General features: G+C 63.8%; 15 protein-coding genes. 2 read left to right on the forward strand and 13 right to left on the reverse strand.

Features of this window, described 5'->3' with window-relative positions; translation table 11 throughout:
• Positions 1–18: 18 nt before the first annotated feature.
• From M653_RS0123395 to M653_RS0123420, 6 genes are all read right to left on the reverse strand, one after another.
• Positions 19–798, reverse strand: a complete 780-nt coding sequence (locus M653_RS0123395; RefSeq protein WP_027145528.1) for a succinate dehydrogenase iron-sulfur subunit — start codon at positions 796–798, stop codon at positions 19–21.
• Positions 798–1,232 carry a DUF3052 family protein gene (locus M653_RS0123400; protein WP_027145529.1) on the reverse strand — a complete coding sequence of 145 codons (435 nt, stop codon included), beginning with the start codon at positions 1,230–1,232 and terminating at the stop codon, positions 798–800. Before M653_RS0123400 ends, M653_RS0123395 begins: the two co-directional genes overlap by 1 nt.
• Before the next feature lie 2 nt (positions 1,233–1,234).
• Positions 1,235–3,070, reverse strand: coding sequence for a succinate dehydrogenase flavoprotein subunit (sdhA, locus tag M653_RS0123405; RefSeq protein ID WP_027145530.1), 1,836 nt, complete (start codon positions 3,068–3,070; stop codon positions 1,235–1,237).
• 4 nt (positions 3,071–3,074) lie between these two features.
• On the reverse strand, positions 3,075–3,470 hold the full coding sequence (gene sdhD / locus M653_RS0123410; protein ID WP_027145531.1) for a succinate dehydrogenase, hydrophobic membrane anchor protein: 396 nt from the start codon (positions 3,468–3,470) through the stop codon (positions 3,075–3,077).
• Positions 3,470–3,886: a succinate dehydrogenase, cytochrome b556 subunit gene (gene sdhC, locus M653_RS0123415; RefSeq protein ID WP_027145532.1), complete on the reverse strand. Its 417-nt coding sequence runs from the start codon at positions 3,884–3,886 to the stop codon at positions 3,470–3,472. The genes sdhD and sdhC overlap by 1 nt, the downstream gene beginning before the upstream one ends.
• Before the next feature lie 256 nt (positions 3,887–4,142).
• Positions 4,143–4,565: a hypothetical protein gene (locus M653_RS0123420; protein ID WP_027145533.1), complete on the reverse strand. Its 423-nt coding sequence runs from the start codon at positions 4,563–4,565 to the stop codon at positions 4,143–4,145.
• A 268-nt stretch (positions 4,566–4,833) separates the two neighbouring features.
• On the opposite strand from M653_RS0123420, the gene M653_RS0123425 reads away from it, so the two are divergent.
• Positions 4,834–5,208: a hypothetical protein gene (locus M653_RS0123425; RefSeq protein WP_027145534.1), complete on the forward strand. Its 375-nt coding sequence runs from the start codon at positions 4,834–4,836 to the stop codon at positions 5,206–5,208.
• On the opposite strand, the gene M653_RS0123430 is transcribed toward M653_RS0123425, so the two are convergent.
• Positions 5,192–6,409 carry a GGDEF domain-containing protein gene (locus tag M653_RS0123430; protein WP_027145535.1) on the reverse strand — a complete coding sequence of 406 codons (1,218 nt, stop codon included), beginning with the start codon at positions 6,407–6,409 and terminating at the stop codon, positions 5,192–5,194. The two genes, M653_RS0123425 and M653_RS0123430, sit on opposite strands and share 17 nt — an antisense overlap.
• Before the next feature lie 75 nt (positions 6,410–6,484).
• Positions 6,485–7,681: a GGDEF domain-containing protein gene (locus M653_RS0123435; RefSeq protein ID WP_027145536.1), complete on the reverse strand. Its 1,197-nt coding sequence runs from the start codon at positions 7,679–7,681 to the stop codon at positions 6,485–6,487.
• A gap of 149 nt (positions 7,682–7,830) precedes the next feature.
• Between M653_RS0123435 and M653_RS0123440 the strand changes: the two genes are divergently transcribed.
• The gene (locus M653_RS0123440; protein ID WP_027145537.1) at positions 7,831–8,148 is read left to right on the forward strand and encodes a hypothetical protein; all 318 of its coding nucleotides are present in this window, start codon (positions 7,831–7,833) and stop codon (positions 8,146–8,148) included.
• 38 nt (positions 8,149–8,186) lie between these two features.
• Here the strand turns inward: M653_RS0123440 and leuC are convergent, their stop codons facing one another.
• The 5 genes from leuC to M653_RS0123465 all read right to left on the reverse strand — a co-directional run bounded on the left by leuC (position 8,187) and on the right by M653_RS0123465 (position 12,224).
• Positions 8,187–9,596 carry a 3-isopropylmalate dehydratase large subunit gene (gene leuC, locus M653_RS0123445; RefSeq protein ID WP_027145538.1) on the reverse strand — a complete coding sequence of 470 codons (1,410 nt, stop codon included), beginning with the start codon at positions 9,594–9,596 and terminating at the stop codon, positions 8,187–8,189.
• A 69-nt stretch (positions 9,597–9,665) separates the two neighbouring features.
• Complete coding sequence (locus M653_RS1000000135960) at positions 9,666–9,818, reverse strand: hypothetical protein (protein WP_198028824.1); 153 nt, start codon at positions 9,816–9,818, stop codon at positions 9,666–9,668.
• 20 nt (positions 9,819–9,838) lie between these two features.
• Positions 9,839–10,474, reverse strand: a complete 636-nt coding sequence (locus M653_RS0123455) for a class I SAM-dependent methyltransferase (protein ID WP_027145539.1) — start codon at positions 10,472–10,474, stop codon at positions 9,839–9,841.
• 55 nt (positions 10,475–10,529) lie between these two features.
• Complete coding sequence (locus M653_RS0123460) at positions 10,530–11,339, reverse strand: amino acid ABC transporter permease (RefSeq protein WP_027145540.1); 810 nt, start codon at positions 11,337–11,339, stop codon at positions 10,530–10,532.
• An 87-nt stretch (positions 11,340–11,426) separates the two neighbouring features.
• Positions 11,427–12,224 (reverse strand): transporter substrate-binding domain-containing protein, encoded by a 798-nt coding sequence (locus M653_RS0123465; RefSeq protein WP_027145541.1) that lies wholly within the window; start codon positions 12,222–12,224, stop codon positions 11,427–11,429.
• Positions 12,225–12,260 lie beyond the last annotated feature (36 nt).

Raw genomic sequence — 12,260 nt, forward strand, 5'->3', positions numbered from 1 at the left:
TCGCGGCCTACCGCCGGACTAAACCCTTCTCTCCACCATCATCTTCTTGATCTCGGCGATCGCCTTCGCGGGATTCAGCCCCTTCGGGCAGGTCTGCGCGCAGTTCATGATGGTGTGGCAGCGATAGAGCCGGAACGGGTCTTCGAGATTGTCGAGCCGTTCGCCCTTGGCCTCGTCACGACTGTCGATCAGCCAGCGATAGGCCTGCAGCAGCGTCGCCGGGCCGAGATAGCGGTCGCCGTTCCACCAGTAGCTCGGGCACGAGGTGGAGCAGCAGGCGCACAGGATGCACTCGTAAAGCCCGTCGAGCTTCTCGCGGTCCTCATGGCTCTGCAGCCATTCCTTGGCCGGCGTTGGCGACACCGTCTTCAGCCATGGCTCGATCGAGGCGTGCTGGGCGTAGAAATTGGTAAGGTCGGGCACCAGGTCCTTGATCACGGGCATATGCGGCAGCGGATAGACCTTGATCGCACCTGAAACGTCGTCGCAGCCCTTGGTGCAGGCGAGCGTGTTCGAGCCGTCGATGTTCATGGCGCAGGAGCCGCAAATGCCCTCGCGGCAGGAGCGGCGCAAGGTCAGCGTCGGGTCGATCTTGTTCTTGATCCACAGCAGCGCATCGAGCACCATCGGCCCGCAATCGTCCATATCGACGAAATAGGTGTCCATGCGCGGGTTCTCGTCATCGTCCGGCGACCAGCGATAGATGCGATATTCGCGCAGATTGGTGGCACCCTCCGGCTTGGGCCAGGTCTTGCCCTGCTGGATCTTCGAGTTCTTGGGGAGGGTGAGTTCGACCATTACCTCAGGTCCTTTCGGATGACGAGCTTCAGCCCGGACCAGATTTCATTCACGGCGGCGACCTTGACGTCGACAAGGTCGAGCTTGAGCGCTTCAGCGCGGACAACGCCTTCGGCGACATCGGTGTCCATTTTCGACGCTTTCTTCGGCCAGGAGACCCAGATCATGCCGTCGCGTTTGATCGCCGCTTCGACATCGCCGAGGCGATCCTCGATCTCGGCGCGCTGCCGGGTGAAGGCGTGGACGGCGTCGTATTTCAGGGTTGCGCCCGAAATGCCGGACCATTCGGCCAGCCGGTCGACCTCGGCAAAATCGACGGCCTCAGTGAGGCTCTCGAGTTCGCTTGGCAGCGCGATAAAGGCGGCAATCATGCCGTCCTTCAGGCCGAGCTTGGCCGGAAGGGGCGTGCCGGAATATCCCGCCGCCGTCGCCATCGTCAGTACACCCTGGCCTTCGGCGCGATCTTGGCGAGACTGATGCCGCCGTCTTTCTCCGCCACCAGCGGCTCGGTGTGCACTGGCCGGTAGGTCAGCGTCACCGCACCGTCCTCGCCGAGATTGGCGAGCGTGTGCTTGCGCCAGTTGGCGTCGTCGCGGGCGGAAAAATCTTCCCGCGCATGCGCGCCACGGCTCTCCTTGCGCGCCTCGGCGCCATAGACGGTGGTGATGGCGTTGGCCATCAGGTTTTCCAGCTCAAGCGTCTCGACCAGGTCCGAATTCCAGATCATCGAGCGGTCGAACACCTTTATGTCCTTGAGCTCGGTCCAGATTTGCGAAATACGCCTGCAGCCGTTTTCGAGCGATTCCTGCGTACGGAACACGGCCGCGTCCTCTTGCATCGCCTTCTGCATCTTTTCGCGCAGAACCGCCGTCGGCGTCGAGCCGTTGGCGTGGCGCAGCCTGTCGAAGCGGTCCATGATCTTGTCGACCGAAGCCTGGTTGGGCGACGGGATCGCCGCCTTGCGGTCGATGACCTGGCCGGCGCGGATCGCCGCGGCGCGGCCGAACACCACCAGATCGATCAGCGAGTTCGAGCCCAGCCGATTGGCGCCGTGCACGGAAGCGCAGCCCGCCTCGCCGACCGCCATCAGGCCGGGCGAGACCCGGTCGGGGTTTTCGGCGGTCGGGTTGAGCACCTCGCCCCAGTAATTGGTCGGCACGCCGCCCATATTGTAGTGCACCGTCGGCAGCACCGGGATCGGCTCCTTGGTCAGGTCGACACCGGCGAAGATTTTTGCCGACTCCGAAATGCCCGGAAGCCGTTCGTGCAAAACCGCCGGATCGAGATGATCGAGATGCAGGAAGATGTGGTCCTTGTTCTTGCCGACGCCGCGGCCTTCGCGGATTTCCAGCGTCATGCAGCGCGAGACGACGTCGCGCGAGGCGAGGTCCTTGGCCGACGGTGCGTAGCGCTCCATGAAGCGCTCGCCCTCGGAGTTGACGAGGTAGCCGCCCTCGCCACGGGCGCCCTCGGTGATCAGGCATCCGGCGCCGTAAATGCCGGTCGGATGGAACTGGACGAACTCCATGTCCTGCAGGGGAAGCCCGGCCCGTGCGGCCATGCCGCCGCCGTCGCCGGTGCAGGTATGCGCCGAGGTGGCGGAGAAATAAGCGCGCCCATAACCGCCGGTCGCCAGCACCACCATCTTGGCCGAGAAGCGGTGAATGGTGCCATCGTCGAGATTCCACGCCACGACGCCGGTGCAGGTGCCGTCCGGCTCCATGATCAGGTCGAGCGCGAAATACTCGATAAAGAACTGCGCGTTATTCTTCAGCGACTGGCCGTAGAGCGTATGCAGGATGGCGTGGCCGGTGCGGTCTGCCGCGGCGCAGGTGCGCTGCACGGGCGGGCCGTCGCCATAGTTCATCATGTGGCCGCCGAACGGCCGCTGGTAGATCTTGCCTTCTTCGGTGCGCGAGAAGGGCACGCCGTAATGTTCGAGCTCGTAGACCGCGGCCGGCGCCTCGCGCACCATGTATTCCATGGCATCGACATCGCCCAGCCAGTCCGACCCCTTGACGGTGTCGTACATGTGCCACTGCCAGGAATCCGGACCCATATTGGAGAGCGAGGCGGCGATGCCGCCTTGCGCGGCGACCGTATGCGAGCGCGTCGGGAACACTTTGGTGATGCAGGCGGTGCGCAGCCCCTGCTCGGCCATGCCGAGCGTGGCGCGCAGGCCCGCGCCCCCGGCGCCGACGATGACCACGTCGAACTTGTGGTCGACAAAGGTATAGCCTGCCGCGTTGGCTGATTTCGTGTCCTGGGCCAAGACTTCAGCCTCCGAATGCCAGTTTCAGCAGGGCGAAGAGCGAAGCGACGCCGACCGCTATGGTGAAGAATGTGTTGAGGGCGATCAGCGCCAGCTTCATGCCTTCGCCATGCACATAGTCCTCGATGATCACCTGCATGCCGATCCGCATATGATAGAGCGGCGAGATGAGCACCAGAGCCATCACCAGCGCCACGAACGGGTTGGCGAGCGCTGCCCGCACCTGCGCATAGCCGGCGCCGTTGAGCGCGATCAGGAACCCGGTGAAAAACAGGATCAGCGGGATGTTGGCGATCGCCGTCAACCGCTGGCGCCAGAAATGTCCCGTGCCTTCGCGAGCCGAGCCCAGGCCGCGCACCTTGGCGAGCGGAGTGCGCATGTCGGTGTTTTTCGCACTCATCACAAAGCTCCGCGCGCCATATAGCCGGCGATCCAGATCAAGAGTGTGAGCAGGACCGAGCCGGCAAGCGTCGCCCAGGCGATCTTCGAGGCCGTGTGTTTTTCAAGTCCGGCGCCGGTATCCCAGATCAGATGGCGGACACCGCCCAGCATGTGATGCATGAGAGCCCAGGTGTAGCCGAACAGGATGAGCCGGCCGAGCCACGTGCCGAACGCCCAGTTCACCCAATCGAAAGCACCCTGCGAACTTGCCGCCGCCATCAGCCAGACGGCGACCAGCAGCGTGCCGAAATAGAGCGCCCCCCCGGTGATGCGATGGATGATCGACATCGTCATGGTGATCGGCGGCCGGTAGACCGTCAGGTGCGGCGAAAGCGGCCTTTCGCGTCTGGCTTGGGTGGCTGGTGATTTGCTCATGGCTGCCCCAGTTCGGCGTCTCCCGCCTCAGGTGGAAATGCGGCATTGCCGCTTCCGGTTGCGACTTCGGACAGCCGGTTTCTAATGCTCTTTTTGCACCGCGTCAAAGCCAGAAAACCGTTTCGAAAACGTAATTTAGTCTGACTAAAAGGCCGGATGCGGCTTCAATCGATTAGCGGCTGAACACCCGAAGCCGGCTCGATATCGTTGCAGTGCAGCATGTCTGGCCCGAGGCGCTGCCGTGTCGGGATTTGCATCAGCGGGTGCAGGTCTGCGGCGTCGACCCCCTCTTCATCACCAGCGCCTCGCGCCCGTCGATCACGATTGCGTCATGCGTCACCGCCTGGTAGCGGCTGCTCTGGTTTGCCGGCGATGCCGCGAACTCCTCGGTGGCGCCTTCCTGCCCGACCACGCGCAGCGACGTGCCGAGATTTTGGATGGTGATCATGCCGCCATTGCCGCACCTATAGGTGGCCATGCCCGTGGTGAGACGTGGCGCGGTGAGGTCCGTGGTGATCTTGGTCGTAGGTGGCGCGGGCTGTTGGGCGGGAGCGGGAGGCGGCACCACGGGTGTAACCCTGCTCGCGGCCTTGGGCGCGCCGTCTTCCGGCACACAGGCACCGGCCGCGAAAAGCAGCGGAATAATGAACGACACCCGAACCGTTCGGCCAAACATCATGTGCTGCCCCCTCATGCCCCGAGGCACGCTAGCCACGCGGCGCGGCAAGATCAAGTTCGCCCGACCGGCCATGTCGACCGGTTGGGGACATCGGCGGCGAACTGCAAAAATTAACCATGTTCATTAAGAAACGGCCATTGAGCCGCTCCTCCCCTTAACAAAGGTTAAGAAAGAGTTAATTTCCGATTCGGATCAGATCGGGGCGCGATCTCTCTCGCGCCGACAAAGGGAGAGCGACATGCATTCCAACTCAGTGCGGGCCAAATCAGTGCGAGCCAACTCAGTGCGGGCCAAACTGGTCCGGACAAGCCTCGCGGTCACGCTGGCCGCACTTGCCATTGCGGTGGCCGCGCCGGCTGAGGCCGGCTTGCGCCATCACGACCGCGTCTACGCCGATTCGTTCGGCAATCTCGTCATTGACAGCGCCGCCGGCTACAAGCGCATCATCGTCGGCGAAGGCAAGCTGGCCAAACAACTGTCCGACTACACCAGCGCCGGCCAGCCCAAGGTGATCTACCAGAATGAATCCGATGACATATCGGGCGACGGCGACTGCTATCGCCCGCCGGTGTTCGTCAAGGGCCGCTCCTATATGTACGGCCTTTCCGACGGCGAGATGCCGGAGCTCAGCCCCTGCCGCTGATACGGGCCTGTCCGATTCTTACCACGGCCAGCCCATCGGCTGGCCCGGTGGAGACACGCACGCAGTCGCGCCCGGCATTCTTTGCCAGGTAGAGCGCTTCATCCGCACGCCGCATCAGGTCGGAGAAACCCTCGCCCATGTGAAGCTCGGCAATGCCGAAGCTCGACGTGCACCGGGTGTCGGGCGGCAACCCGTTGACGGGCGAAGCGCCGAATGCGTGGCGGATGCCTTCCGCGAACAGCCGGGCGGCTGCGAGGTTGGCTCCTGTCAGGATAATAGCGAACTCCTCGCCACCGATGCGGCCAACCACGTGATAACCCTCGGCCGCCTCTCGCAGCAGGCCGGCGAAGGTCTCGATCACCCGATCGCCGGAGGCATGGCCGAAACTGTCGTTGACGCTCTTGAAATGATCGAGATCGGCAATGACCATTGCCACCGGCGAGCCCAGGCGCGTGGCGTCGTGCACGGCCAGCTCCGCGTGACGCGTGAAACCGCCACGGTTGAGCAGGCCCGACAGCGTGTCCACCTCCGACTTCGACGTCACTTCGGCAAGCACATCGCGAACGAGAATGGCCAGCATCAGCAGAGCCAGCGCCAGCGCAAAGACAGTGCCCAGCGACTGCGACACCAGCGCGTAACTGCTTTGCAGATAAGCCTGCGGATTGGCGCCCCAGCCGCCGAGCGCATGCGCGATGAACGGCTTTGAGGCAAACTGCAGGCCGCTGGCGGCAAGCAACGCCATCAAGATCAGATCGAGCCGACCGCGGCCTTGCCTCGACTGCCAGACGATGCCGAGGCCGGTGAACTGCATGGCTGCGTAGGGAAGCTGGTAGGCCATCATGCGGGTGAGCGACTGGCGCGGCAGATCCTGCACGAAATAGACCGCGATGGTGGTGACGGCCAGAAAGAACAGCATCGGCGTCCATGGCGGCGCCACGCCATATTTGCGGGCAAGTCCGCCATTGAAGGCAATGGTAGCGCCAAGGAAAACGGCAAAGGCGGTAACCACCGGAAGCCGCGCGTCGCTGAAGACGGGAATGCAGAATTCGATCGCCGAATAGGCCATGCCCAGGACATAACCTGACGCCAGCCAGCGCGCCGGCGCGCGGCCGGCATCGTGGAACGAGACAGCCATGAAGGATGCCGCCAGCAGGCCGGCAACAGCCAGGTTGATCAACAGGATGAAGTTGGCGCCGCTCATGGATCCTCAAACCCCTGCCGACAGCTAAACATCGACGGGCGAAAAAGACGTTAACGCCGAGCGCGGATGCGGCGGTCAGCTGGCCCTGAGCGGCTCCGGCACGAACACCGTCTCCGGCCGCTCGTAGGAGAGGCGCACGCTGTCGCGGCCGTTTTTCTTGGCCTTGTAAAGCGCCTCGTCGGCCCGGCGCAACAAGGGTTCCAGCGTCTCGTCGCCGCTGCGGGCCGCCACGCCGAAGCTGGCGGTGACCTTCGTGCCGGCGGGAAGCCCGTCGACGCCGCCGGCCGAATAGAGTGTGCGCACCGCCTCGGCGAACAGCCGGGCGGCGGCGAGGTCGGTCAGTGGCAGGAGCACGGCGAATTCCTCGCCGCCTATGCGCCCNGCGGCACCTCGTGCTCCCGTGGCCGAGCGCAGCTTGGCGGCGAAGTCAGCAATCACGCGGTCACCGGCGGCATGCCCGTGGGTATCGTTGAGGGCCTTGAAATGGTCGAGGTCGGCCAGCACCAGCGCCACCGGGAATTTGGCCATGGCGCAATGCTGCAGCAGCATGGCGGCGCGCTCCTCGAAACCTCGGCGGTTGAGCAGCCCCGAAAGCGGGTCGGTATGGGTTTCCGTCTTCAGCGCCTTCATCACGTCGAGCGCGGCCGCGGTGAAGAGGCAAAGCGCGATCAGCAGCGACAGCAGTGCGTGCGACAACAGCGCCGTCGTCCAGTACGACGAGCCGTAGAAGCCGTCATAGCTGGCGAAGGGCCCGTGCGCGATGACCACCACCAGGGTGCGCACGAAGAAATTGACGCTGGACAGCAGCGACAGCACGAACAGGATCTTTTCTGTCGGGCCATTGTTGCGCACCGGGCGCAATTCGGCGGCGACGAGCAGGCTGACGCCGCCGAAACCAAAATTCATCGCCAGGATGCGCCAGGTGAGATCCGGGGTGACGAAGAGAAACCACGCGAATGCCGCAAGGCCGCCGCCCGCCAGCACGGCGATCGCCACACCGGGCACCTTCCTGCCGTAGCGGGCGACGATGGCGCCGGACAGGCAGCAGGCTGCGATGGTGAAGCAGATGTTCGACACCAGCTTGGTCAGCACCATGCCGATGGGCAAGGTGAAATACTGGAACAGGAAGCCGGGCGCCGAGACGCAGTAGCTGAGCGCCAGCACCGCCAGATAGGGACGATGGCGCTGATAAAACCACAGCACGAGAAACGCCGCGCCGAGCGCCAGCGCGATCGTCGGATTGAGCAACGCTATGAACAGGCCAGTGTCCAAAGGACCGTGACTTCCCTTCGCTTGACGTCACGGAAGACCTTAGGGGGCAAGCCCAAACAAGCCGTTAAGCCAGGGTGTTGGCGCGATATGTCGGCGGGGAACCCCGTGCGGTCGGCAGCGTTCCTGAATTCACAATCCAGGAGCAGGCCATGGCCGACACGATCACATTGACCGACCACGATGCAATCCGTTCATGGGCTGCCGGGCGTGCCGGCTTTCCGGCAATCGTCGACATATCGCCCGAGGCTGGGACGCAGCCCATGCTGAGGCTGGTCTTCGGCCAGAACGCCTATCAGGACCAGGACCAGCCGGAACGGCCCGTCAATGCCGGCGGCTATGAGCTTGTCGAATGGGACGAATGGTTCAAGCTCTTCGAAGAGCAGCAGCTGGCGCTCGTGGTCGCGGCGGACGAACCTGGTCGCCGCGAGGAATTCCACGAGCTCATCCGGCGTGACGGCAAGGCCTGACCCGGGCCGCGCAAGGCTCGGGTCAAAGCCTAACCTGCTTATTTCCAGTCGCGAATGTCGACGAAGTGGCCGGCGATCGCCGCCGCCGCCGCCATAGCCGGCGACACCAGATGGGTGCGGCCCTTGAAGCCTTGCCGGCCTTCGAAATTGCGGTTCGAGGTCGAGGCGCAGCGTTCATGCGGCTTCAGCCGGTCATCGTTCATGGCCAGGCACATGGAGCAGCCCGGCTCGCGCCAGTCGAAACCGGCGGCGAGGAAGATCTTGTCCAGCCCCTCGGCTTCCGCCTGCTCCTTCACCAGGCCGGAGCCCGGCACGATCATGGCATCGACATGCGGGCTGACCGTCTTGCCTTCGACTACCTTGGCAACGGCGCGCAGATCCTCGATGCGGCCATTGGTGCAGGAGCCGATGAAGACGCGGTCGAGCGTGATGTCGGTGATCTTCGTCCCCGGCGTCAGGCCCATATAGTCGAGCGCGCGCAGCTTGGAGGTGCGCTTGTTCTCGTCGGTGATGTCTTCCGGGTTAGGCACGATGCCCTGCACGGAGACGACGTCCTCGGGCGAAGAGCCCCAGGAGACGATCGGCGGCAGTTTCGCCGCGTCGAGCACGATCACCTTGTCGAAATGCGCGCCTTCGTCGGTCCGCAGCGTCTTCCAGTATTCGAGCGCCGCGTCCCAGGCAGCGCCCTTGGGCGCGCGCGGCTTGTCCTTGACATAGGCGAAGGTGGTCTCGTCCGCCGCGATCAGGCCGGCGCGCGCGCCGCCTTCGATCGACATGTTGCAGATCGTCATGCGGCCTTCCATCGACAGCGCACGGATCGCCTCGCCAGCATATTCGATGACATAGCCGGTGCCGCCGGCGGTGCCGATCTCGCCGATGATGGCGAGGATGATGTCCTTGGCCGTGACGCCTTCGGGCAGCACGCCATCGACGCGCACCAGCATGTTCTTGGCCTTGCGCTGGATCAGCGTCTGAGTCGCCAGCACATGCTCGACCTCGGACGTGCCGATGCCATGCGCCAGCGCGCCGAAAGCACCATGGGTGGAGGTGTGGCTGTCGCCGCAGACGATGGTCATGCCCGGCAGCGTAAAGCCCTGCTCGGGGCCGATGATGTGGACGATGCCCTGGCGGATATCGTTCTCGGAATAATACTCGACGCCGAAATCCCTGGCGTTCTTGGCCAGCGCCTCGACCTGGATGCGGCTTTCCTCGTTCTTGATGCCGAACTTGCGCTCGGGCGAGGTCGAGACATTGTGATCGACGACGGCCAGGGTCTTTTCCGGGTGACGGACTTTTCTGCCGCTCATGCGCAGCCCTTCGAAGGCCTGCGGGCTGGTCACCTCATGGACGAGGTGGCGGTCGATATAGAGCAGGCAGGTGCCGTCGTCCTGGCGGTCGACGACATGGTCGTCGAAAATCTTGTCGTAGAGGGTGCGCGGTGCGCTCATGTGCGTAAATCCGTCGATATGAGAATGGGAAAGAACTGATGCCGCAAGCCTGCGGCCGGCCGTCAGGGATCAGCGAAGTCGGCTGGTCAGGGCGCCGGACACGCGCGCGGAGAAGCGCGACGGCAGGCGTTTTCTGTCCTGCAGCACGAATCCCTTGTAGGCCGGATCGCCAAAAAGCTCTTCCATGGCCGGGTAGATAGCAATGTTTTGGGTTTTCGGCAATTGCGGCGTGTCGCCAGCGCTCAGATCACCTCGAACACAAAGGTCCTCACCAGCGCGTCCGGCTCGGCGATCGCATAGCAGCGAAACCACGGGCTTGCCTCAACCGTCCGCCACTTTCCTCCCTGCTCCAATTCATCGAACACCGCCTGGAACCCGCCGCTCTCGAAAACCTGGTCGCGCACGGTGAAGATGGCGTGGCCGCCCTTCTTCGTGATGCGCACCAGCTCGTGCAGGCCAGACGCCGGCGCGTGGCTGATGGTGAACACACCGGTGGAGAAGAAGGCGCGGAAATACCCGTCCGGCCACGGCAGGGGGCCGCCAAGCATTGCCTGCCTCAGCTCGCTGTAGGCATCGCGGCTGCCGGCTATCTTGAGCATGTCGTCCGAGAGATCCAGCCCGGCAATGTCGCTGTAACCGAGCGCTTTCAAGGAAGGTCCCGACAGGCCGGTGCCGCAGCCGGCGTCGAGCAGCGGCCCCTCGCCCGCCGGCACGTGGCGCGTCACCCAGGCGGTGATCAGGAACGGCAGGAGATAACCGAGCGAGGCGGTCTCGCTGTCATAGGTCGCGGCCCATGCGGCATAGGCCTGCGCCAGCGTTTCGGGCGTATCGGCCGTGCAGACCGAATCCAGCGCCGCATTGGCCTTGTCTATGTTCATGGGCACGCTCCTCCTCCGGTAAACGCCCGAGCCTAACGCTGTCCTGGCCCAAAAACTATTCCTCGTGCTGGCGGCGCAAACGCCGCTCCAGCGCCCTGAGCGACAGCGACAGGCCGACGGTGAGGATGAGATAGATATAGGCTGTTATCGAATAGGTCTCGAAGAAGCGGAATGAGCCGGCGGCGTAGACCTTGCCCATCTGCGTGATGTCGGCGACGCCGAGCACCGAGACCAGCGAGGAATCCTTGACCAGGGCGACGAAATCATTGCCGAGCGGCGGCAGGATGGTGCGGATCGCCTGCGGGAACACGACCAGCCGGAAGCGCTGCGCGCGGCTCAGCCCCAAGGCCTTCGCCGCCTCGATTTGGCCTTTCTCGACCGACTGGATGCCGGCCCGGAAAACCTCCGAGATGAAGGCCGAATAGCCGATGGTCAGCGCCATGATGGCGCGCCACAGCAACGACACGTCGCGCACCAGCAGCTCACCGAGAATGCCGGCGCTCTGCAGCGGTGCGGTCAGCGCGTTCCAGGCCGCGACGAACGCCGGCGCGCCGGCAAACGCGATCCAGAACAGCAGCACCAGGATCGGCACGCCGCGAATGATCTCGACATAGAAGCGCGCGATCTGCCGCAGCCAGGTCGAGCCCGACAGGCCCATGAGCGCAATGCCGAGGCCGATGATCGACGCCATGGCGAAAGCAACCACGGTGACGAAGACGGTGATGCCGATGCCCTTGGCGACAGTGGCGAAGACCTGCGCGTAGAGATCGCTGGCCGCGATGGCGAGTGCGGCCACCAACGCCAGCACCGCGGCAACGGCGAGCCACCAGGGAAAGTCGGGTTTGGAGATGGAGGGGGCTGCCATCAGGTGGCGTAAGAACTGGGAGAGGGACGCGGGCGCAGCCTCAGCGCAACTCCCTGCCCCTCAGACGACTCCTTCAACAAGATTGGCTCACTGCCCCATCTTGTAATCAAGGAACCATTTCTTGTTGAGCGCATCGAGCGTTCCATCCGCCTTGAGCGCCGCGATCGCCGCATTGACCGGCTTCACCAGGTCCGAGCCCTTGGGGAAGATGAAGCCGAAATCCTCCGTGCCGAGCGGGCCGCCGATCAGCTTCAGCTTGCCCTCCGAAGCATCGACATAGCCCTTGCCCGCGGTGCCGTCGGTCAGCACGACATCGACATCGCCGGATTTCAGCGCCTGCACCGTGGCGCCAAATGTTTCAAACAGTTTGATGCGTGGGTTCTGCTCATTGCCGTCCAGCACGCTGTAGACGGCGGTATAGAATGGCGTGGTGCCCGCCTGCGCGCCGATCAGCCCGTCCTTGAAGGCGCCGAAGGTCTTGGCATCGGTGAAGCGGCTTTCATCGCCGCGCACCAGCATGAACTGTTCCGAGCGCATATAGGGGTCGGAGAAATCCACCTTCTGCTTGCGGTCGTCCTTGATGGTGATCCCGGTCATGCCGATGTTGTACTGGTTGTCCGAAACCGCCTGGATCATCGCGTCCCAGGAGGTGTTCTGGTACTCGACCTTGAAATTGAGCCGCTTGGCGATCTCGTTCATCGCGTCATATTCCCAGCCGATCTGTTTGCCGGTCTTGGCATCGATGAATTGCAGCGGCGGATAGGCATTCTCCGTCACCACCACCACCTTTTTGCCGCCGAGATCGGGCAGCGCCTGCGCGAAGGCGGCAATGGGCGCCAGGACGAGAGCCAACAGGCCGGCCAGCAGCAATTTTGATTTGGTCATGACAACACTCCCCGGAAATTGAAAGCGCCCGGATAT

Source organism: Mesorhizobium sp. WSM3626 (assembly GCF_000513935.1).
GTDB lineage: Bacteria > Pseudomonadota > Alphaproteobacteria > Rhizobiales > Rhizobiaceae > Mesorhizobium > Mesorhizobium salmacidum.